The sequence below is a fragment of the uncultured Caulobacter sp. genome (genome assembly GCF_947036865.1).
Lineage (GTDB): Bacteria > Pseudomonadota > Alphaproteobacteria > Caulobacterales > Caulobacteraceae > Caulobacter.
On sequence record NZ_CAMQSF010000001.1, the window covers coordinates 317,641 to 338,180 of the forward strand.

Consider the following 20,540-nt stretch of genomic DNA (forward strand, 5'->3'; position numbering starts at 1 on the left):
GGTGTGGGCGAAGGGCGGGGTAGATAGCGCGAATAGACCGGAAAGGCAAAATCGTGCGGATGTATGGGAGACGCGCGCCTGAGCGGGGATTTTCATTGTCGCGCTACCGAGGCTCGGCGACCGATTTTTGCGCCACGTCGCACGCGATGACCGTCAACGCTCCGAGGGCCAGCCACCATTCCTGCCAGACGCCGAAACTGATGGCGCCGATCACCAGATAGCTGGTCGTGGCGGCGGCGGCCATCGCGCCATCGCGACGGTTCTCGCCGGTCAGGCCGACGATCCGATAAAGCACCCAGGCGAAGAAGGCCGCCGCCATCGCGGCCCCCGCCGAACCGAGCTCGAGCCAAAGCTGCAAGGCGGCGTTGTGGGTGTGCAGCGGGATGGCCGGTCCGAAGGTGCGGCTGGCGTCGATCCCCCAGCCGCGCAGCGGATGGCGGACGATCTCGTTGGCCGCGAAGGCCCAGATGTTCAGACGGGCGTCCCACGACGGCGGCGCCAGAACGTGCAGCCAGGCGATGAAGCCCGACCGCACCGACCACAGCACGACGATCGGGGCGAAGATGAACACGGCCGAAACCAGCGGGATCAGCGCGCGGACCACGGGCTTGCCGACGAACCGAACGCCCAGCCAGACGAGGCCGCCGGCCAGCAGGGCGGCGATCGGGGCGTCGGCGCCGGTCAGGTGCGCCGCCACGATGGTCAGCAGCGCCAGGGCCGTGATCACGAGATTGCGCCCCCGGAACCGCCAGGCGTCCAGAAGCCGCGCGCTGGGCCAGAACAGCAGCGCCAGCGGATAGGTGGCGATCGACACCTTGACCATGGCGAGGTCCGGCCGGATGCCCTCGCCGGTGGTCTTGTGCAGACTCATATAGAGCTTGGCCTTCAGGGCGGCGTCGGCGCAGGCGACCAGGGCCAGCAGGGCCAGGCCGACCAGCATCACCCGTCCGGCCCGTCGCGCCGAGCGGACGGACATCTCGCCCAGCGCCGCCACGGCCGCGCTGTACAGACCCAGCTCCAGCACCAGCTTCACGGCCGTGAACCGCTCCAACGCCTTGCCCGTCTTCAGCTCGGCCAAGGCCGGCGTGGCGGGGCTCCAGCTCAGGCTGATCAGCGACCAGGCCGCCATCAGCAGCAGGGCGAATATCGGCAGCAGCGGGGCGCGCGGACGCGCCAAGACCGGCGCGCCCAGCAGCCCCACGAGGCTGATGACGCCAGCGAACCACAGCGGGATCAGATAGCCGACCAGCGGCGTCATCACGAACAGGAAGACGGCCAGCGCCCCCAGCCAGCGTGTGCGCCGCTCCGCGGCGTCCGCCAGGGTCATCCCACGCCGCCGACGTCCATGGGCACGTACTTCTCGCGCATCGTGACCAGTTCCTCGGCCAGGGTCGGGTGCACGGCGCAGGTGGAGTCCCACTGAGCCTTGGTCACGCCCATCTTCAGCGCGATGGCGGCCATCTGGATGATCTCCGGCGAGTCCGGCCCCACGACGTGGACCCCGACCACGCGCTGGTCGTCCTGCTTGACCACCAGCTTCATCAGGCAGCGCTCCTGACCGCCGTAGAAGGTCACCTTCATCGGGCGGAACACCGAGCGGTAGATGTCCACCGCGCCGAACGCGTGGCGGGCCTCGGCCTCGGTCATGCCCACCGCGCCGACCGGCGGCTGCGAGAACACCGCCGAGGCGACCATCTCGTGATCGAAGCTGGTCGGATTGTCGTAGAACTCGGTCTGAGCGAAGGCCGCGCCCTCGCGAATGGCGACCGGGGTCAGGTTGATCCGATCGGTCACGTCGCCGACCGCCCAGATGTTGGGGACATTGGTCCGCGAATAGTCGTCGACCTCGATCGCGCCGCGGGCGTTCAGCTTCACGCCCGCCTTTTCCAGGCCCAGGCCCTGGACATAGGGCTCGCGGCCGGTGGCGAACATCACCGCGTCGGTCTCGAAGGTCAGGTCGTTGTTCAGGGTGCTCAGCAGCGAACCGTCGTCCTGCTTCTCGATCCGCGTATGCGCGCAGCCCAGCACCACCTTGATGCCGCGCTTGCCCAGCTCGTCGGCCAGGTGCGCGCGGACGTCGTCGTCGAAGCCGCGCAGGATGTTGGCGCCGCGATAGAGGAGCGTGGTCTGCACGCCCAGGCCCGCGAAGATGCCGGCGAACTCGACGGCGATATAGCCGCCGCCGACGACCAGGATGCTCTTCGGCAGGGTCGGTAGATGGAACGCCTCGTCCGAGGTGATGCCCAGCTCGGCGCCCGGGAAGTCGGGACGCACCGGGCGGCCGCCGGTGGCGATCAGGATCTTGCGCGCCGTATAGGTCCCGGCGTCCTTGCCGCCCTCCTTCGGCAGCACCTCGACCGTGTGCTGATCGAGCAGTTGGGCGCGACCATGCAGCAGATCCGCGCCGGCCTTCTGCAGGTTGGTGACATAGATGCCCGACAGACGGGCGATCTCGACGTCCTTGTCGTGGATGAAGCCCTTCCAGTCGAACTTGGCCTCGCCGATCGTCCAGCCATAGCCCTTGGCGGTCTTCAGCTGGCTGGTGACCTCGCTGGCGTAGACCATGAACTTCTTGGGCACGCAGCCACGGATAACGCAGGTGCCGCCCGCCCGATACTCCTCGGCCACGGCCACCTTGGCGCCGCTCATCGCCGCCAGGCGCGAGGCGCGCACGCCGCCGGAGCCCGCGCCGATGACGAAGAGATCGTAGTCGTAGTCAGCCATGGCCGGCCTCCGGAGGAACTTGAGCGCGCGGCTCTATGTAGGACGTCAGGGAACCAGGCGCACCACGCCCTCGTCCGTACCGACCAGCGCCTCGTCGGCGAGATCGAGGAACAGGCCGTGGTCGACGACCCCGGTCACGCTCTTCAGCGCCGTCGCCAGCGCGGCCGGCTCGTCGATGCGGCCGGAGGCCATGTCGTAGATCAGATTGCCGCCGTCGGTGACGACGACGCCGCGCTCGGCCGTCCTCAGGCGCGGCGGCGGCAGGTCGAACTCGGCGGCGATGTCGGCCAGCCGGTGGCCGGTGTGGACGTGGCCGAAGCGGACCACCTCGATCGGCAGCGGGAACTTGCCCAGCGCCTCGACCCGCTTGGCCGCGTCGGCGATGACGACGCAGCGGGTGGAGGCTTCCCAGACCAGTTTCTCGCGCAGCAGGGCCGCGCCGCCGCCCTTGATCAGGGAAAGACCCGGACCGATCTCGTCGGCGCCGTCCACGGTCAGGTCGACGGTCTTGACGTCGTCCAGCGCCGCCAGCGGAATGCCCAGCTCGCGGGCCAGGGCGGCGGTGGCGTCCGAGGTCGGCACGCCGCGAATGTCAGAGAGGCCGCGCGCGGCCAGCGCCTTGACGAACCAGGCGGCGGTCGAGCCGGTGCCGAGACCGACCACCATGCCGCTTTCGACCAGCTCGGCGGCGGCTTGGCCCGAGGCGCGCTTCTGATCGTCGGCGGTCATTTCTTGTCCTTCTTGGCTTTCTTGTCCTGCTTGGCGGCGCGGAACTTGGCCGCCCAGCCGGCTTTAACCACCTGCTCGGCGCGCGACAGGGCCAGCGCCTCGGCCGGCACGTTCTTGACGATCACCGACCCCGAGCCGGTCATCGCCCCGTCGCCTACCCGCACCGGCGCGACCAGGGCGCTGTTGGAGCCGATGAAGGCGCCCGCCCCCACGTGGGTCTCGAACTTGTCGAAGCCGTCGTAGTTGCAGAAGATGGTGCCGGCGCCGATGTTGGCCTTCTCGCCCACCGAGCCGTCGCCCAGATAGCTGAGGTGGTTGGCCTTGGCGCCCTTGCCGACCTTGACCTTCTTGACCTCGACGAAGTTGCCGATGTGGGCCTCGGGACCGATCTCGGCGCCGGGCCGCAGGCGGGCGTAGGGACCGATCAGGGCGCCCTCGCCGACCACGGCGCCTTCCAGGTGGCTGAAGGCCTTGATCACCGCGCCCGAGGCGACGCTGACGCCGGGGCCGAAGACGACGAACTGTTCGACCACGGCGCCGCCGGCGATCCTGGTGTCCCAGGACAGGTGAACGGTGTCCGGCGCGGGCATGGTGACGCCCTCGACCATCAGGGCGTTGCGGCGACCGCGCTGCCACACGGCCTCGGCGGCGGCCAGCTCGGCCTGGGAATTGACGCCCTGAACCGCCGGCTCGGGCGCGAAGGCCGCGCGGGTCGAGAACTTGCGGTCATGCGCCAGGCCGGCGATGTCGGTCAGATAGTACTCGCCCTTGGCGTTGTCGTTGCGGACCTGGGCGAGCAGGTCGAACAGAACCTTCCGGTCGGCGGCCAGCACGCCCGAATTGCAGTGCTTGACCTGCTTGGTGGCGAGATCCGCCTCCTTCTCCTCGACGATGCGCAGCAGCACGTGGCCCGGGGCCAGGACCAGGCGGCCATAGCCGGTCGGGTTGGCGGCCTCGAAGCCCAGCACCGCGACGTCCGTGCCGCCCGCCAGCAAGTCGAACAGCGGCGCGATCACGCCGGGCGTGGTCAGCGGGCAGTCAGCGTAGGTGACGACCACGTCGCCGTCGAAGTCAGCCAGGGCCTCCTTGGCCGCCAGCACCGCGTGCCCGGTGCCCAGCGGCGGGTCCTGCACGACCGTCGCGCCCTCGCCCAGCCGCTTGCGGGCCGCTTCGCCCACCTGCGGGCTATGGGCGCCGACCACCACGATGATCCGCTCGCAGCCCAAGCCCTCGGCGGCGTCGATCGCGTGGTCCATCAAGGTGCGACCGGCCAGCTTGTGCAGCACCTTGGGCGTCGGGGACTTCATCCGCGTGCCCTGGCCGGCGGCCAGGATCACGGCGGCGCGGCGGCGCGCGGGCTTGGGCGCGTTGTCAGTCATGGCCGGGCGACTCCCTCACGAGCGTTCAGCGTTGCATTAGCCGCCCAATTGGCGGAAAGGCCAGACCCATGAACGAGCTTCATGACCTGAACGGGGCCTTGAAGGGCGCCACCATCGCCTTCGACCTCGACGGCACCCTGGTCGACACCGCTCCGGACCTGGTCGGGTCTCTGAACACGATCCTGGCGCAAGAGGCCCTGCCGCCCCTGCCGTTCGACGACGTGCGGCTGATGGTCGGGCGCGGCGCGCGAGCCTTGCTGGAGCGCGGGTTCGCCGCCGCCGGCGCGCCGCTGGACGCCGAGCGCGCCCCGCCGCTGGTCGAGCGCTTCATCGCTCACTACCTGACCCGCATCGCCCAGGAGAGCGCGCCGTTCCCCGGCGTGGTCGAGGTGCTGACCCGGCTGAAGGCGGCCGACGCCCGGCTCGTGGTCTGCACCAACAAGCTGACCAACCTGTCCGACGCCCTGCTGGAGGCGGTGGGCCTGCTGCCGTTCTTCGACGCGGTGATCGGCGCCGACAGCGCCCCGGCGGCCAAGCCCGACGGCCGGCATGTCGCCGCCGCCATCGCGGCCGTCGGCGGCGATCCGGCACGCGCGGTGATGGTCGGCGACAGCGTCAACGACGCGCTGGGCGCGCGCAACGCCGGCGTGCCCAGCGTGCTGGTGTCGTTCGGCTATACCGAGGAGCCGGTCGAGACCCTGGGCGCGGATCTGGTGATCCACAGCTTTTTGGACGTCCCGCCCGCCTGCCTGACGCTTTTGACCTCTTGCCCCGCGCCGAGCGCCGGGCTATAGGCCCCCTCCTCTCGCGGATCGGTCCGTTTCGGACCTTCCCCACGGCGGATGCGTAGCTCAGCGGGAGAGCACCTCGTTCACACCGAGGGGGTCACAGGTTCAATCCCTGTCGCATCCACCATTTTCTCGTTATCTTAAAATGACTTGCGGCGCGCGGACCGGGTCCCTCGGGGCGTCTGCTTATGGAGGCCAATGTCGATATCGGGCTGACGGCCTGCCATTTGGGCATGAGCGCGATCACGCTCGAGCGTCACTCCGCTCACCGTCGAACGGAAGGCGTCGCCAGGAGTGCGCGCTTCAAACCCACCGAGACTTCGCCGACCCAGCGCGGTTCGAGCGTCGCCTCGCGCCAAGGCGCGGGGAACGCGACTGGCTCCCTTATGAAACTCCGGCCGCCGCTTGGGTTCAATCGGCCCGTGCAATGCGTTCCCCAAGGAAGCGAAGCGAAAAGCTGGCGCCGCGCGGCTTGCGGTTCTGGACGGTCAGAACGCCGCCGTGGACGTCCATGATCCGCTGGACGATGGAAAGGCCAATGCCGGCGCTGTCGGTGCGCCCGTGGTCGGCGCGCCAGAAGCGGCGGACGACCTCGCCGATCTTCTCGGAGGCGATGCCCGGTCCGTCGTCGACGACGCTGATACTGCCGTCGACGTCGACGCTGACCCGGATGCGGACGCCGTCGGGCGTGTGCCGCACGGCGTTTTCGATCAGATTGCGCAGCGCCAAGCCGACCAGGGCGGGCTCGGCCAGCACCGGCGCGGACGAAGGGCCCGACACCTCGATCATGTGGTGACGCGCGACCACGCTCGGGGCCATCTCGCCGACCACGCTGATCGCCAGCGCCTTCAGGTCCACCGCCTCGAAGTTCTGCTTGTCCAAGGTTTCCAGCGCCGCCAAGTCGCGCAACTGCGACAAGACGTGCGAGAGGCGCTCGACCTGGGCGGCCAGCTGCGCGCGTAACCCCGTGTCCTCGACCAGGTTCAGCTTCAGGCTCAGGGTCGTCAGCGGGGTGCGCAGCTCGTGGGCGATGTTCGAGCTGAACTCGGCCTGCCGGCGAAAGCCGACTTCCAGCCGGTCGACCAGCGCGTTGACCGCATGGACCAGCGGAATGACCTCGGAGGGCAGCCCCGCCTCGGGCAGGCGATCCGAGAGCCGATCGGCGTCGATCTCGGCCGCGCGTTCCGACACCCGCCGCACCGCGCCCACAAGGCGGCGGATGATCAGACCGTTGACGATCGGCAAGAGCAGGATCAGCGGCGCGATCACGGCCAGGGCGCGCATGAAGGCGGCGACCACGTCGTCGAGGATCGCGCCGGGGCGGTCCTGCTCCTGTGTGACGATCACCCACAGCCGTTGACCGTCGGTGTCGACGGGCAGGCTCACGCCCGCCAGATGGCCCGTGCTGAAGACCGAGGGCCGATCACCGCGAGGCGCCGCGGGCGCCGGCTCGGTCGGCGCGAAGGCGCTCCTGGCGACCACGACGCCTTGCGTGTCCACGACGCGATAGGCGCGACCATCGTAGTGGGTCTGGAAGATCGGCGACAGCGAGGGACTGAGCTCCACGCGCCAGCGGCCGTCGGGCCCCGGACGCAGGCCGCTCGCCACCGCGTCGGCCTGGGCCACGAAGATATCGCTCTGATAGCGAGCCACCGCGCCGCGCAGGGCCGACTGAGTGAAGGACAACAGCAGGATGGCGGCCAAGGCGAAGGTCACGACCTCGGCCAGCAGGATGCGGGCGATCAGCGAACGCGGCCAGCGGATCCTCACCCCTCGCCTCTCAAGAGATAGCCGACCCCTCGAATGTTCTCGATCCGCGCCGTCGCGCCCGCGTCCTCGAGCTTGCGGCGCAGGCGGTGGATGTAGACCTCCACCGCATTGGACCCCAGGGTGTTGCTCATGCCGAACAGTTGGTCCTCGGCCAGTTGGCGGCTGACCACCTGCCCCCCGCGCCGTATGAGGAGCTCGATCAGCTCACCCTCGCGCTGGGACAGGATGAGCGGCGCCTCGCCTACCCGCAACTCGCGTGACTGAGTGTCGAAGCGCAGATCGATGAAGGTCAGGTGGCTGCCCTGAAAGTCGCCCTTGCGGCGCAGCACCGCCCGCAGCCGCGCCAGCAGCTCGTCGAACGCGAAGGGCTTGGTCACATAATCGTCGGCGCCCGCGTCCAACCCGTCGATCCGGTCCTTGAGGTCGCCCCGCGCCGTCAGAATCAGGACCGGCACGGGATCCCTGCGCGCCCGCAACCTGCGCAACAACGATCGTCCATCGCCATCGGGAAGACCCAGATCGAGGATGACCGCGGCATAGCGCGTCGCGTCCAACATCAGGGCCGCGTCGGCCGCCGTAACCGCCTTGTCGCAGGCGATGCTAGCCCCCGCCAGGGCCTCGCCCAGGGCGTCCGCCAGGGCGGCGTCATCCTCGACGATCAAGAGACGCATCAATGCCTCGCGCCTGGGACCGTCGGGCGGCCCCGCCATAAGTCTGGTGTAAGCCAGCCTCACTAGGTTGCGCCGCAACATTCCAATCGATCGCGCGGAACGACTTAGATGACGGGCGCAGAACAAGTCAGCGAACTGCCAGTCGCGCGCCGTCTTGACAAGGCGCGGCAGTACCGCCTGGTCGCAACAGCGGCCGGTGTCCTGTTCGTAGGCTGGGGCGCGGTGACCCTGGCGGGCAAGCTCCTGAACCATCCGCCGCCGGCCGCGCGAAGCCTGCCGCCGGGTCTCTTCCGCCCGACCACCGACCAACTGGCCGAACTGAAGATCCAGACCGTGAACGTCGGCGCGGATCCCGACAGCCTGCAAATCAGCGGCGCGATCGCCGTCGACGAGGATCAGGCGACGCCGCTGCTGCTGCCCTATTCTGGCCAGGTCACCCAGGTTCTGGCCCAGCCCGGCCAACGCGTCGCCAAGGGCCAGCCCCTGCTGAAGATCGAGTCGCCCGACTTCGTCGAGGCGCGCAACGCCCTCTTCGCCGCCGCGGCCCAGCATCTGACCGCCTCGGCCCTGCTGCGCACGGCGCAGGACAACGCCACGCGGCAGGAGGCGATCTACAAGTCCGCCGGCGGCGCCTTCAAGGACTACCGCCAGGCCCAGACCGACCTGGTCTCGGCGCAATCGGCGATGCGCGCCGCCGACGCCGCTCTGGGCGCGGCGCGGGACAAGCTGGCCCTGCTGGGCAAGTCGTCCGACGAGATCAGGCGACTGGAAGCGGCCAAGGAGGTGTCCGGGATCTACGCCCAGACCACGTTTCACGCGCCCATCGCCGGCACCATCGCGATCCGCGCGGTATCCCCCGGCCAGTATGTCACCGCCGGCGGCGACAAGCCGGTGATGACGATCGCCGACCTCAGCCGTGTTTGGCTGACCGCCCAGGTCGAACAGGCCTTGGCCGCCAAGGTGCATCTGGGCGACGCGGTCGAGGTGACGACGCCCGCCTATCCCGGCCGCGTCTTCCACGCCGTGGTCGACAATGTCGGCTCGGCCCTGGATCCCGTCACCCACCGCCTGCCCGTCCGCGCGACGGTCGAGAACCACGACCAGGCCCTGAAGCCGGGCATGTTCGCCAACTTCTCGATCCACGCGCCCAAGGCCGGATCGGCTATTCTCGTGCCGGCCGCGGCCGTCATCCACGAGGGCGACGCCGCCCGTGTCTGGGTCGCGCGCGCCGATGGCCTGTTGCAAGCGCGCCCCGTCCGAACCTCGGAGGGGCCGGAGGGCTTCGAGCGGATCGACTCCGGCCTGGCGGCGGGCGAGCGCATCGTCACCGCCGGCGCGATCTTCGTGAACGAGGCGGGTTCGGGCCAGTGAACCGGGTCGTTGAATTCGCTCTGCGTCAGCGCCTTTTGATGGTCATGGTGCTGGTCGGCCTCGTGCTGGCCGGCGGCTTCGCGTTCGCCCACCTGAACATCGAAGCCTATCCCGACCCGGTGCCGCCGATGGTCGAGATCGTGACCCAGAGTCCTGGCGTCTCGGCCGAGGAAATCGAACGCAACATCACCACACCGATCGAGGTGCAGGTCGCCGGCCTGCCCCACATGACCACCGTGCGCTCGATCTCGCTGTTCGGCCTCTCCGACGTGAAAATCCAGTTCACCTATGACGTCAGCTTCCAGGAAGCCGAGCGCATGGTGCTGGGCCGGCTGTCGCAGCTGGGCAGCCTGCCCGCGGGCGCGCAGCCCCAGATCTCGCCCACCAGCCCGGTCGGCGAGATCTTCCGCTACCGTCTCGAGGCGCCCGCCGGCTACTCGGTCATGGACCTGAAGACCCTGCAGGACTGGGTGCTGCAGCGCCGGTTCAAGCGCATTCCGGGCGTCATCGACGTCACGGGCTGGGGCGGCAAGCTGCGCACCTACGAGGTCACGGTCGACAACGACAAGCTGCGCGCCCACGGGGTGACGATCGGCCAGGTGATCCAGGCCATCGGCAAGTCGGACGGCAATGTCGGCGGCCAGACCGTCAACTTCGGCGCTCAGGCGGCGATCGTGCGCGGCGTCGGCCTGATCCAGTCGACGAGCCAGATCCGCGACGTCCTGGTCGCCCCCGCGCCCGGCGCGCCGATCCTGCTCAAGGACGTGGCCGACGTCACCATCGGCGCCCAGCCCCGCCTGGGCATCGCCGGCGAGGGCAAGGACGACGATATCGTCATGGGCATCGTCCTGATGCAGCGCGGCGCCCAGTCGCTGCCGACCATCAAGGCCGTTCAGAAGGAGGTCGAGGCGATCAATGCCGGCAACGTCCTGCCGCCGGGCGTCAAGCTGACGCCGCTCTACGACCGCTCGGCCCTGATCGACGTCACCACCCACACGGTCATGCACAACCTGGTCGAGGGCGTGGTGCTGATCTTCCTGCTGCAGTGGCTGTTCCTCGGCGACCTGCGCAGCGCGCTGATCGTGGCGACGACCATCCCGTTCGCCCTGGCCTTCGCCGTGCTGATCCTGGTTTTGAAAGGCGAGAGCGCCAACCTGCTGTCGGTCGGGGCTTTGGACTTCGGCCTCGTGGTCGACGCCTCCGTGATCCTGGTCGAGAACATCTTCCGCCACATGGCGGAACGGTCGGAGCACATCAGCGCCGGCCACGGTCACGCCACCCAGGCCAGCCGCTTCTCGGCCATCCTGCATGCCTCCAGCGAAGTCAGTCGCGGCATCTTCTTCTCCGCCGCCATCATCATCGCCAGCTTCATACCCCTGTTCACCCTGACCGGCGTCGAGGGCCACATCTTCGGCCCCATGGCCGAGACCTACGCCTACGCCATCGCGGGCGGCCTGATCGCCACCTTCACGGTCTCGCCGGTGCTGTCGGCCATGCTGCTGCCCGACAAGCTGAGCGAGGTCGAGACGCGGGTCGTCCGTTGGCTGCGCGGGATCTACGACCCGGTGGCCGCTTTCGCCCTGGCCAATCGGTACGTGGTGATGGGCGGCGCGGCCGTCCTGCTGGTCGCCGCCGTGGTCGCCGTGCGGGGCCTGGGCGTCGAGTTCCTGCCCCACCTGGAGGAAGGCAATCTCTATATCCGCGCCACCCTGCCCGCCTCGATCTCGCTGGAGGCGGGGCAGCCGACGGTCAACGCCATCCGCAACGTGATCGCCGGCTATCCGGAGGTCGACCACGTCATCTCCACCCACGGGCGGCCGGACGACGGCACCGACGCCACGGGCTTCTTCAACGCCGAGTACTATACGCCGCTGAAGCCGTTCGACTCCTGGCCGCATGGCATGACCAAGGAGAAACTGACGGCCGAGCTGCAGAAGCGCCTCAAGGATCGCTTCCCCGGCGTCGACTTCGAGTTCTCGCAGTACATCGAGGACAATGTGGATGAGGCCGCCTCGGGCGTGAAGGGCGCCAATTCGGTCAAGATCTTCGGGCCCGACCTGGCGGTGCTGACGCGTCTGGCCGGCCAGATGCAGGACCAGATGGGTCGGGTGCGCGGCATCGCCGACCTGGGCGTCTCGGCCTCGCTCGGCCAGCCGACCGTGCGGATCGAGGTCGATCGCCTGGCCGCCGCCCGCTATGGCCTGACGCCGGACGACATCAACGGCGTGATCGCCGCGGCGATCGGCGGCCAGAGCCCCGGCGACCTCTACGAGCGCGGGACCGACCGCCACTTCCCGATCGTCGTGCGCCTGCCCAAGGACCAGCGCGGCAGCTTGGCGGCGATCCGGCGGATCACCATCGGCGCGCCCTCGCCCGACGGCCAGGGAATCGTCCAAGTCCCGCTGTCCGAGGTCGCCAAGGTCAGCCTGACCTCCGGCGCGTCCTTCATCTATCGGGAGCACCAGGAGCGCTACTTGCCCATCAAGTTCAGCGTGCGCGACCGCGACCTGGGCGGCGCGGTGACCGACGCCCAAGCCTCGATCGCCCGCACCGTCAAGCTGCCGCCCGGGTATCATCTGGAATGGGCCGGCGAACTCTCCAATCTGAAGAGCGCGGTGGCGCGGCTGGAGATCGTGGTGCCGATCAGCCTGGCCCTGATCCTGATCCTGCTCTACGCCAACTTCACGTCGGTCATCGACACCCTGCTGGCCTTCAGCGCCATCCCGATGGCCGTCGTCGGCGGGGTGCTGGCCCTGGCCCTGACCGGCACGCCGTTCTCGATCTCGGCCGCGATCGGCTTCGTGGCCCTGTTCGGCATCGCCGTCATGGACGGCATCCTGATGGTGACCATCTTCAACCAGGCCAGGGACGACGGCCTGCCGCGCGAGAAGGCGGTCGTCGCGACGGTCAAGAAGGGCATGCGCCCGGTGCTGATGACCTGTCTGGCCGCCGCCATCGGCCTGCTGCCGGCCGCGGTCTCCAACGGCATCGGCAGCCAGGTCCAGCGTCCGTTGGCCCTGGTGGTGGTCGGCGGCATGAGCCTCGCGCCGCTGCTGATCCTCGTGGTGCTGCCGGTCCTGATCGTGCGTTTCTCGCGCCACATCGGCGCCAGCGCAGAGAAGCCGCGTCCGCCGGTCGCGCAACCGGAGGCCGGCGCATGATCCGGCGCTTCGTCCCCCTGCTGGCGCTGTGCGCCTCGGCCTGCGCGCTGGGCCCGCGGCATCCGATCCCGACGGTCGCGCCGCCGCCCACGCCGGACGCCAGGCCGATCCGACCGGAAAGCGGACCGGCCCAGACCTTCGTCGCCGACGCCGAACGGCCCGCCGACTGGTGGACTCGGTTCGGCAGCGCGGACCTCGACGCCCTGGTCGCGCGCGCGTTGGGCGCGGACAACGACCTGGCCGTCGCCGAGGCCGCCTTGCGCCAAGCTCGCGCCCAGGCCTCGGCCGCATCGGGCGCGTTCTGGCCGCAGCTGGACGCCAGCGCGCAGAGCCAGCGGGTGAAGGCGCCGCGCGCCCTCTCCAATCCGCTGCCGGATCCCGACCAGTTCCTCTACACCCTGCACAGCGCCCAACTCAGCGTCAGCTATCCGCTGGACCTGTTCGGGGCCAATCGCGAGAAGCGCCTTTCGGCCAAGGCCGCCGCCGAGGTCGCCGCCGCCCGCCTCGACGCCGCCCGCACGACGGTCGCGGCCAACCTGACGCTGGCCGTCATCCAGAACGCCGCGCTGCAGGCTCAGATCGAAGCGGCGGAGCAATCGGTCCGCGACAACCGCGAACTGCTGGCCATCCTCCAGAAGCGGCAGGCCCTCGGCGAGGTCGGGTCCGCCGATGTCGCCGCCCAGCAGACCGCTCTGGCCACCGCCGAAGGCGCGCTGCCGCCGCTGGTCCGGCAACAGGCCCACCAACGGGCGCTGATCGCGATCTTCATCGGCCAAGCGCCCGGCGCGCCGCTGCCCGCCCTTCCGCGCCTGGAGGCCCTGGCCCTGCCTGGCGACCTGCCGGCGGTCGCGCCCGCCGCGATCGTGGCGCGCCGACCGGACATCCGCGCCGCCGACGCCCAGGTTCGCGGCGCCGCGGCGGACCTCGGCGCGGCCATAGCCGCTCGGCTGCCCAACCTGCAGCTGACCGGACAGGTCGGCGGCGAGAGCACTCGGTTCTCCTCGCTGCTGGGACCGGACGCCGCTGTTTGGAGTCTGGTCGGCGCGGCGACGCAACCCTTGTTCCACGGCGGCCAATTGCGCGCTCAACAGAAGGGCGCGCAGGCGGCGCTGGATGGGGCCAAGGCGCAATATCGCGCGGCCGTGCTGCAGGCCTTCGCGGACGTCGACGACGCCCTGACCGCCCTGCGCACCGACGCGATGGCGCTAGACGCCGCCGATCGCGCTCAAGCGGCCGCGGCGCGCAACCTGGCCTTCACCCGCCGGCAGCTGGAGTTGGGCGGCGCCGGAACGCTGAGCGTGCTGAACGCCAGCGCCGCCGAGGCCCAGGCCCGGGGCCAGCTGATCCAGGCCCGCGCCGCCCGTCTCGGCGACACGGTCGCCTTCTTCCAGGCCATCGGCGGTCCCGACATCAAAAAGGAGCACGCGTCATGGGCGGGGTAGTCGGCGCGGTCAGCGGAAAATTCGTCCTCGTCGCGGCCGGCCTGCTGGTCGACTCGCGGGTTGGCCACGAGCGCGTGCGCGCCTTGATCGACGCCAGCCTGGCCCGGACGGAGATCAGCCGATCCTTGGCGGATCGCCTCGATCCCCACGGCGCCCATCGCGACGGCGACGAGTTGGCGCCCAGGCGCGGCACGACGGTCGGTCTCGGCGCGAGGGAGTTCGACGCGCCAAAACTCATCATCGGCGCGTCGCGCGCCCCTAAGGGCGTCGACCTGGTGATCGGCCGCGACGTCCTCGAAGCCGAGCGCCTCGAACTCGACTTCGCGCGCGACCAACTGAGCCTTGTCACGCCCGCCGAATACAAAGCCGCGGTCCGTGGACGTGTTCGTGTTCCGCTGACTCCGGCGGGACCCGGCCTATGGCGATTGAATGCGCGACTTGGCCCTGGCGGCGAGAAGGACGGCGCCTTGGATCTGACTTCGCCTGCGGCTCTGATGGTCAACGGCGTACCGGTATCGCCCTGTCCCGACATCGGCTTCGGCGCTGTCCGGTTGCAGCCAACCGCCTGCGCGGCGGACACGACGTCCACGCTGCCTTTCAGGCTCGGATGGCGCGGTTTCGCCACGGCCCGCGTTCTGCTCGCTCTGCCGGATCGGAGCCTCTGGATCGCCCCGTCGAGAACCGAACGATAGCGAGGGAAGACGGCCGACGCGCCGCGCGCGCGGGCCAAGCTGATGGCCGTGGCTCAACGTCGCCTGGCCGACGCCGCTGGCGCCGAGATATCCGGCGCGCGGCTCCGCGCCGGCCCGCGCGACGGGGTGGGCCGTCAGCCCGCGCCAAACTCCAATCTCAGACGAATCTTGTCGATCTTGCCGGTCGCCGCCAGAGGCATGCGCGGCAGCCGGTAGATCGCGTCAGGCATCCACCACGAGGCCACGCGGCCCCGCAGGGAGCCCAGCAACGCCTCGTCGCTGACCTCGCCCTGGGTCTCGACCAGCAGAATCGGGCGCTCGCCCCATTTGGGGTCGCATCGTCCGATCACGGCGGCCAGAGACACTTCCGGCAGGGCGCAAACCACCGCCTCGATCTCGGCCGGATTGATCCACTCGCCGCCCGACTTGATCAGGTCCTTGGCGCGTCCGGTGATCGTCAGATTGCCTTCGGCGTCGATGCGGGCCAGATCCCCCGTGGCGAACCAGCCGTCGGCGTCGGTGGCCGACGCGTCGGCGCCGAAGTAACGTTCGACCACCGAGGCTCCGCGTACGCGAAGATGGCCTTCCACATCGCGCTGCTCGGCGAGCGCCACCCCGTCGGCGTCGGTCAGCAGCAGGTCCAATCCCACGGCGGGACGCCCCGAAAGCGCGGCCGCCGAGGGCGCGCCGAGCGGCGCGACCGTGCCGCAGGGCGAAAGCTCGGTCATGCCCCAGCTCGTCTGGACCTTCGCCCCCAGACGTCCCTCGATGCGCTCCATCAGGGCCGGCGGCATCGGCGCGCCCCCGACCAGGATGCGCTTTAACGACGGCAAGGCGCCGCCGTGCGCTTCAAGGTGCTCGACCAGGCCGAGCCAAACGGTCGGCACGCCCACGGCCATCGTCACCGCCTCGGCGGCGATCAGGCGCGCCAGGCTCGCGCCGTCGGTGTGACGGCCCGGCAGGACGAGCTTGGCCCCCACGGCCGGCGCCGCGAACGGCAGGCCCCAGGCGTTGGCGTGGAACATCGGCACGGCCGCCAGCACCGAGTCCTCCCCGGTGATCGCCATGACGTCGGCCTGCAACGCTCTGAGCGTATGCAGGTAGCTGGAGCGGTGGGTGTAGGTGACGCCCTTCGGCGCGCCCGTCGTGCCCGAGGTGAAGCAGAGGCCGCACGGCGCGGTCTCGTCGAACCGGCCCCAGGCCGCGGTTCCGCGTTCGGCCGCCAGCATCGGCTCCAGCGCCTCGCCGCCCTCGGCCTCGCCGTCGATGATCAGCAGACGCCGCAAGCCCGGCGCGCCGGCCATGATCTGGCCCGCCAGCGGGGCGAGATCGGCCGAGGCGATCAGGATTCGCGCCGCGGACTGGACGACCATCGACGCCAACTGCTCGGCGGTGACGCGCGGGTTCAAGGTATGGCAGACCGCGCCCATGCCCATGATCGCGTACCACGCCTCGACGTGGGCCTGGGAATTCCAGGCCAGGGTCGCCACGCGTTGGCCGGTCTCCACGCCCATGGCCGCCAAAACCGCCGAAACCCGCGCCGCGCGGTCGCGAAGCTCGGCGTAGCCGATGCGGTGGATCCCGCCGTCGTCCCGCGCGGTGACCACCTTGGCGTTCGGCCGCCACTTGGCGGCGTGGTCGATAAACTTATCCAGCGTCAGGGCGTACGCCTGCATCTCACCGTCAATCATCGGCACTGAGAAACTCCAGGGGGAAGCGGCGGCGAGACGATGCCGACGTTCCAGATCCAGGGGATGCCACCCGACGCCTTGCGGCGGCACATCACGGCTTCGTTCAGCGCGTACATGCCAGGCCTCAGGTTCGCGCCAGGGCGAGGCTCTTCGACGAAGGCCATGTAGTTCCGTCCAGCGCCGTATGGCTTCCAGGCGGGCTCGCCCGCCGCCTTGGGGACGCCGTCGCGGGCAAAGGACGCCCAGTAGTCGCCGATGGCGGTCGTCAGCCGCGCCTCGGCGGGCGTATCGGGATTTTTCGGCCAGGCCGGCGGGGTGGCCCGCGCCGTGCCGAAGACGTAGGGCAGTTCGCTGGCGTGGAAGCCATGCAGGCCCGCCGCTTCGGCCGCCGGGTAGCCGTGATCGAAATAGTAGAGGAAACTCGGCTGGCCGACCGCCGTCTGCTTGATCACGAGCCGCTCGGCCGTCCAGCCGTAGAGGGCGTCGCGAGGGGCCAGCAGCACGCTCTCGGCCAGGTCGCCGGACGGATAGAGCGTCAGGAAGTCGTCGGCCAGATCGCCGTAGCGGGCCCGAATTTCCTTCTCATAGGTCGCCGCGTCGGCCGGGGGCGGCGGAGCCAGGATCCGCAGCGAGCGGATTTCGCCGCTGTTGAAACCCGCCAGGATCGGCGTCCGGGCCTGCTCGCCCCTGTCGAACGTGTCCACCAGCTGCCGCGTCAGGATCTTGCCATCGACCACGCCGAAGGTCTGGAAGCCGGCCGCCAGGGCGGCGCCGGTCAGGGTCTCGGCGTCCATGGCGCGCAGGTCGGCCAGGCTCTTGGCGCCCAGCTTCTGGCCGATCGCCAGGCCCATGGCCTCGGCCGGGTCGTGACCGTAGGTGTTCTCGCGCAGTTCCGGCGTCGAGATCATGTAGGCGCTTTGGGCGATGGCCTTGTGGAACAGCCCACGCGCGGCCGGCGAGGCCAGGAGATACATGACGCTGAGACCGCCGGCGGATTCACCCGCGATGGTGACGTTGCCAGGATCGCCCCCGAACGCGGCGATGTTCTTTCGCACCCACTTCAGCGCCGCGATCTGATCCAGCAGGCCGTAGTTGCCCGAGACGTGGTCCGGCGATTCCGCGCTGAGTTCCGGGTGGGCCATGTAGCCCAGGACGCCGAGTCGATAGTTGATGGACACGACCACCAGGCCCCGTCGCGCCAGGGCCGCGCCATCGTAAAGGCTCTCGCTGCTGGAGCCGCCGACCAAGGAGCCGCCATGGATCCAGACCAGCACCGGGACCTTGCCGGCCTTAGCTGGCGTCCAGACATTCAAGGTCAGACAATCCTCGCTCATCGACTTCAGCACCGAGGCGTAGATGCCGCCGGTCCGGGGCTTCGGTTGCGGGCAGGCGGGGCCAAAGTCCGACGCGTCGCGGACGCCGGCGCTGACCGGCGCCGGGGCCGGCGGCTTCCAGCGTAGAGCGCCCACCGGCGGCGCGGCGTACGGCAGGCCCTTGAACACCCTCAGCTCGCCTTGGGCGACACCGCGAAACGCGCCGGCCGGCGCGCGGACGACGGGCTGGTCGGCCTGGGCGGCGGCCGGCGCCATCGCCCAGGCCACAAGGGCCAGGACGAAGAACGAACCGAAGGCGCGGAAGCTTTTCACCAGATTCCTCCCGAACGCAGGCCGGTCTGCGCACGGCATTGCCGCGCCACGGTGAAGACGATCCTCCGCCCTGTCAATATTCACTCTCACGTGCGTGAATATTGACCTTCTCGCCCGGTTCGGGCCATCCTCGCGGACAAGCCGAACAACGGCATTCGGGAGGACGTCTTGAACAGCATGCGCGCGAGAACGCCGCGTCTCCGTCCGCTCGGGCGGGTGGCCCGCCCCGGAAACACCGGCCGATGAGCGCCTCCGCCCCCGCCGGCAGCCGCGCCTGGGTGGCGCTTGGCATGCTGTGGTTCGTCTATGTGCTGAATTTCCTGGACCGTCAGCTGATGTCCATTCTGGCCAAGCCGATCCAGGACAGCCTGCATGTCACCGACGGCCAGCTTGGCCTGATCGGCGGCCTCTATTTCGCGGCCTTCTATTGCTTCATCGCCATCCCCGTGGGCTGGCTGGCCGACCGCACCAACCGCGTGGCGGTGCTCTCTCTGGCGTGCGGACTCTGGAGCGCGGCGACCATGGCTTGCGGCTTCTCGGCCAACTATGGGCAGTTCGCCGTCGCGCGGATGACGGTCGGTTTCGGCGAGGCGGGCGGCGTGCCGCCGTCCTACGCCATCATCTCCGACTACTTCCCGCCCGGACGGCGCGGAACGGCGCTGGGTCTCTACAATCTCGGTCCGCCGATCGGCGCGGCCTTCGGCATCGCGTTCGGCGCGGCCATCGCCGCCGCCTTCAACTGGCGCTACGCCTTCGTGATCCTGGGCGCGGTTGGTGTGCTCACCGCCCTGATCTTGCCGTTGATGGTGCGCGAGCCTCGCCGCGGCGGCCTCGATGGCCTGGCCGCGGACGCCCAGCCCAACAAGGCCGGCTTTTGGGCGACTCTTTGGATGTTCTTCTCGCGCCCGCCGCTGGTCCTGGCCGCGCTGGCTGGCGGCGCGACCCAGTTCATCACCTATGGCCTCGGCAACTTCACCACCCTGTTCCTGATGCGCGAGAAGGGCATGACCCTCAAGGAGATCGCGGTCTGGTATGCGCTGGTGGTCGCGATCGGCATGAGCGGTGGCATCTTCGCCTCGGGCCGGGTGATCGATCGCTATACGCGCAGGTCCAAGATCGCCTACGCCCTGGTCCCGGCCATCTCGTTGATCCTGGCGATCCCATTCTACATCGGCTTCGTATGGGCTCCGACCTGGCCGCTGGCGCTGGCTCTGCTGATGGGGCCGACGGTGCTGAACTACTTCTACCTGTCCTCGACTGTGACCCTGGTCCAGCAGACGGTCCGCCCCGAGGAGCGGGTGATGTCCGGAGCCTTGCTGCTGCTGGTCATGAACTTCATCGGCCTCGGCCTTGGCCCCACCTATGTCGGCTGGGCCAGCGACCTCTTCAAAGCCAGCCATCCGCACAACGCTCTGCAGATGGCGCTCTACACCCTGATCCCGTTCTATCTGCTAGCGATCGGGCTCTTCCTGTGGCTGACCGCGATCTTCCGCAAGGCGGAGCGGGATTAGCGCCGAGGAGCCGTCCTCGTCCTTCGACAAGCTCGGGATGAGGACAACTTTTCCGGCGGATCGGTAGAAAACCTCACCCTGAGCCTGTCGAAGGGCGAGGCTTTCGGCCCCTCACCCCTTCAACGCAATAAACCCCGCCGCCATGAAGCGGGCGATCCGCTTTTTCACCGCCGGGAAGTCGTCGGAGTGGCATAGCCCGCCGGACAGCTTGTCGATCCGCCCGGTCCGCGCCAGCGTGTTCATCAGCGCGCCGGAGACGAAGTGATAGCCCCAGAAGATCTCCTCGTCCGCATAGTCCGGCAGGGCTCGCTTCAAGATGCCGACCAGCTTTAGAACGACCGGGTCGAAATGCTCGTCCATCAGCGCCGCGCCCTCCGGCGTGTTGCTGACCCGCGCGCAAAAGGCCGCGTAGTTCATCCAGTGCTCGCCGCCCTCGTGGTAGAGATCAAGGTCGGTGTCGAGGAAGGCGTGCAAGGCGCCCTCCACGGTGGGATGGTCGCCCGCCGCCTGCTCGTACTGCTCCAGCGCGATCATCCGCCGCCCCGAGGTCACCCCCGCGCGTCGCGCGAACACGGCCTCGAACAGGTTGGTCTTGTCCTTGAAGTAGTAGTTCAGCAGCGTCGTATGGATGCCCACGCGAACGGCGACGTCGCGCAGGGTCACGCCATAGAGGCCGTTCTGCGAGAACAGGTATTCGGCCGCGTCCAAGATCTGCTCAAGGCTCTGAGCACGCTGCTCGGCCTTGGTGCGCCGACCCGCCTTGGCGGCCGCGCCGCGGGTGCCCGTCGCCGTCGCTCCCAAACCGCTCTCCTCGTCGTTCCGTCGTCCGCGTAGTCGGGTCGCGCGCGCTGTCTGTCAATCGTTCCGCGCACGGCGCCCCGTCGACGAACAATGATCATTGACGCAGACACGGCGATGCTACAACACTCACTCTTGTGAGAATGAGCGTTAAGAGACTCATTCAA

15 protein-coding genes and 1 tRNA gene are annotated in these 20,540 nt (G+C 69.4%); 7 read left to right on the top strand and 9 right to left on the bottom strand.

Features of this window, described 5'->3' with window-relative positions:
• Positions 1 to 103: 103 nt before the first annotated feature.
• The 4 genes from Q0V34_RS01545 to glmU are packed head-to-tail and all read right to left on the bottom strand — an operon-like array spanning position 104 to position 4,832.
• Positions 104 to 1,327 (bottom strand): O-antigen ligase, encoded by a 1,224-nt coding sequence (locus Q0V34_RS01545; RefSeq protein ID WP_297506784.1) that lies wholly within the window; start codon positions 1,325 to 1,327, stop codon positions 104 to 106.
• A complete protein-coding gene (gene gor, locus Q0V34_RS01550; RefSeq protein WP_297506786.1) occupies positions 1,324 to 2,724 on the bottom strand; it encodes a glutathione-disulfide reductase in 1,401 nt (466 codons plus the stop codon). Before gor ends, Q0V34_RS01545 begins: the two co-directional genes overlap by 4 nt.
• A gap of 45 nt (positions 2,725 to 2,769) precedes the next feature.
• The gene (gene rpiA / locus Q0V34_RS01555) at positions 2,770 to 3,453 is read right to left on the bottom strand and encodes a ribose-5-phosphate isomerase RpiA (RefSeq protein WP_297506788.1); all 684 of its coding nucleotides are present in this window, start codon (positions 3,451 to 3,453) and stop codon (positions 2,770 to 2,772) included.
• The gene (gene glmU, locus Q0V34_RS01560; RefSeq protein WP_297506790.1) at positions 3,450 to 4,832 is read right to left on the bottom strand and encodes a bifunctional UDP-N-acetylglucosamine diphosphorylase/glucosamine-1-phosphate N-acetyltransferase GlmU; all 1,383 of its coding nucleotides are present in this window, start codon (positions 4,830 to 4,832) and stop codon (positions 3,450 to 3,452) included. Before glmU ends, rpiA begins: the two co-directional genes overlap by 4 nt.
• 68 nt (positions 4,833 to 4,900) lie before the next feature.
• On the opposite strand from glmU, the gene Q0V34_RS01565 reads away from it, so the two are divergent.
• Both Q0V34_RS01565 and Q0V34_RS01570 read left to right on the top strand, forming a co-directional pair.
• Positions 4,901 to 5,626 carry a phosphoglycolate phosphatase gene (locus Q0V34_RS01565; RefSeq protein ID WP_297506792.1) on the top strand — a complete coding sequence of 242 codons (726 nt, stop codon included), beginning with the start codon at positions 4,901 to 4,903 and terminating at the stop codon, positions 5,624 to 5,626.
• Between the two features lie 46 nt (positions 5,627 to 5,672).
• Positions 5,673 to 5,747 (top strand) — tRNA-Val (locus Q0V34_RS01570).
• A 284-nt stretch (positions 5,748 to 6,031) separates the two neighbouring features.
• Here Q0V34_RS01570 and Q0V34_RS01575 read toward each other — a convergent pair.
• Together Q0V34_RS01575 and Q0V34_RS01580 are read right to left on the bottom strand one after the other, a co-directional pair.
• Positions 6,032 to 7,390 (bottom strand): ATP-binding protein, encoded by a 1,359-nt coding sequence (locus Q0V34_RS01575; protein ID WP_297506794.1) that lies wholly within the window; start codon positions 7,388 to 7,390, stop codon positions 6,032 to 6,034.
• Positions 7,387 to 8,061 carry a response regulator transcription factor gene (locus Q0V34_RS01580; RefSeq protein WP_297506796.1) on the bottom strand — a complete coding sequence of 225 codons (675 nt, stop codon included), beginning with the start codon at positions 8,059 to 8,061 and terminating at the stop codon, positions 7,387 to 7,389. Before Q0V34_RS01580 ends, Q0V34_RS01575 begins: the two co-directional genes overlap by 4 nt.
• A 108-nt stretch (positions 8,062 to 8,169) precedes the next feature.
• On the opposite strand from Q0V34_RS01580, the gene Q0V34_RS01585 reads away from it, so the two are divergent.
• From Q0V34_RS01585 to Q0V34_RS01600, 4 genes are read left to right on the top strand one after another with little or no spacing between them, the layout of a single operon-like run.
• Complete coding sequence (locus tag Q0V34_RS01585) at positions 8,170 to 9,432, top strand: efflux RND transporter periplasmic adaptor subunit (RefSeq protein WP_297506798.1); 1,263 nt, start codon at positions 8,170 to 8,172, stop codon at positions 9,430 to 9,432.
• On the top strand, positions 9,429 to 12,593 hold the full coding sequence (locus Q0V34_RS01590; protein ID WP_297506800.1) for a CusA/CzcA family heavy metal efflux RND transporter: 3,165 nt from the start codon (positions 9,429 to 9,431) through the stop codon (positions 12,591 to 12,593). Before Q0V34_RS01585 ends, Q0V34_RS01590 begins: the two co-directional genes overlap by 4 nt.
• Positions 12,590 to 14,035 (top strand): efflux transporter outer membrane subunit, encoded by a 1,446-nt coding sequence (locus Q0V34_RS01595; RefSeq protein WP_297506802.1) that lies wholly within the window; start codon positions 12,590 to 12,592, stop codon positions 14,033 to 14,035. The genes Q0V34_RS01590 and Q0V34_RS01595 overlap by 4 nt, the downstream gene beginning before the upstream one ends.
• Positions 14,023 to 14,727, top strand: coding sequence for a hypothetical protein (locus tag Q0V34_RS01600; RefSeq protein ID WP_297506804.1), 705 nt, complete (start codon positions 14,023 to 14,025; stop codon positions 14,725 to 14,727). Before Q0V34_RS01595 ends, Q0V34_RS01600 begins: the two co-directional genes overlap by 13 nt.
• Before the next feature lie 134 nt (positions 14,728 to 14,861).
• On the opposite strand, the gene Q0V34_RS01605 is transcribed toward Q0V34_RS01600, so the two are convergent.
• Positions 14,862 to 16,418 carry an AMP-binding protein gene (locus tag Q0V34_RS01605; protein ID WP_297506806.1) on the bottom strand — a complete coding sequence of 519 codons (1,557 nt, stop codon included), beginning with the start codon at positions 16,416 to 16,418 and terminating at the stop codon, positions 14,862 to 14,864.
• Entirely contained in the window at positions 16,415 to 18,064 is a 1,650-nt protein-coding gene (locus tag Q0V34_RS01610) for a carboxylesterase/lipase family protein (protein ID WP_367272020.1), read from the bottom strand. Before Q0V34_RS01610 ends, Q0V34_RS01605 begins: the two co-directional genes overlap by 4 nt.
• 242 nt (positions 18,065 to 18,306) lie before the next feature.
• Here Q0V34_RS01610 and Q0V34_RS01615 point away from each other — a divergent pair, with 242 nt between their 5' ends.
• Positions 18,307 to 19,575 (top strand): MFS transporter, encoded by a 1,269-nt coding sequence (locus Q0V34_RS01615; RefSeq protein WP_297506808.1) that lies wholly within the window; start codon positions 18,307 to 18,309, stop codon positions 19,573 to 19,575.
• Between the two features lie 111 nt (positions 19,576 to 19,686).
• Here Q0V34_RS01615 and Q0V34_RS01620 read toward each other — a convergent pair whose 3' ends face one another.
• Entirely contained in the window at positions 19,687 to 20,376 is a 690-nt protein-coding gene (locus tag Q0V34_RS01620) for a TetR/AcrR family transcriptional regulator (RefSeq protein ID WP_297506810.1), read from the bottom strand.
• Between the last annotated feature and the right edge of the window lie 164 nt (positions 20,377 to 20,540).

Coding starts and splice junctions, on each gene's coding strand:
- Q0V34_RS01545 (WP_297506784.1), bottom strand. CDS start 1,327: ATGACCCTGGCGGACGCCGCGGAGCGGCGCACACGCTGGCTGGGGGCG.
- gor (WP_297506786.1), bottom strand. CDS start 2,724: ATGGCTGACTACGACTACGATCTCTTCGTCATCGGCGCGGGCTCCGGC.
- rpiA (WP_297506788.1), bottom strand. CDS start 3,453: ATGACCGCCGACGATCAGAAGCGCGCCTCGGGCCAAGCCGCCGCCGAG.
- glmU (WP_297506790.1), bottom strand. CDS start 4,832: ATGACTGACAACGCGCCCAAGCCCGCGCGCCGCCGCGCCGCCGTGATC.
- Q0V34_RS01565 (WP_297506792.1), top strand. CDS start 4,901: ATGAACGAGCTTCATGACCTGAACGGGGCCTTGAAGGGCGCCACCATC.
- Q0V34_RS01580 (WP_297506796.1), bottom strand. CDS start 8,061: ATGCGTCTCTTGATCGTCGAGGATGACGCCGCCCTGGCGGACGCCCTG.
- Q0V34_RS01585 (WP_297506798.1), top strand. CDS start 8,170: ATGACGGGCGCAGAACAAGTCAGCGAACTGCCAGTCGCGCGCCGTCTT.
- Q0V34_RS01595 (WP_297506802.1), top strand. CDS start 12,590: ATGATCCGGCGCTTCGTCCCCCTGCTGGCGCTGTGCGCCTCGGCCTGC.
- Q0V34_RS01600 (WP_297506804.1), top strand. CDS start 14,023: ATGGGCGGGGTAGTCGGCGCGGTCAGCGGAAAATTCGTCCTCGTCGCG.
- Q0V34_RS01605 (WP_297506806.1), bottom strand. CDS start 16,418: ATGATTGACGGTGAGATGCAGGCGTACGCCCTGACGCTGGATAAGTTT.
- Q0V34_RS01615 (WP_297506808.1), top strand. CDS start 18,307: ATGAGCGCCTCCGCCCCCGCCGGCAGCCGCGCCTGGGTGGCGCTTGGC.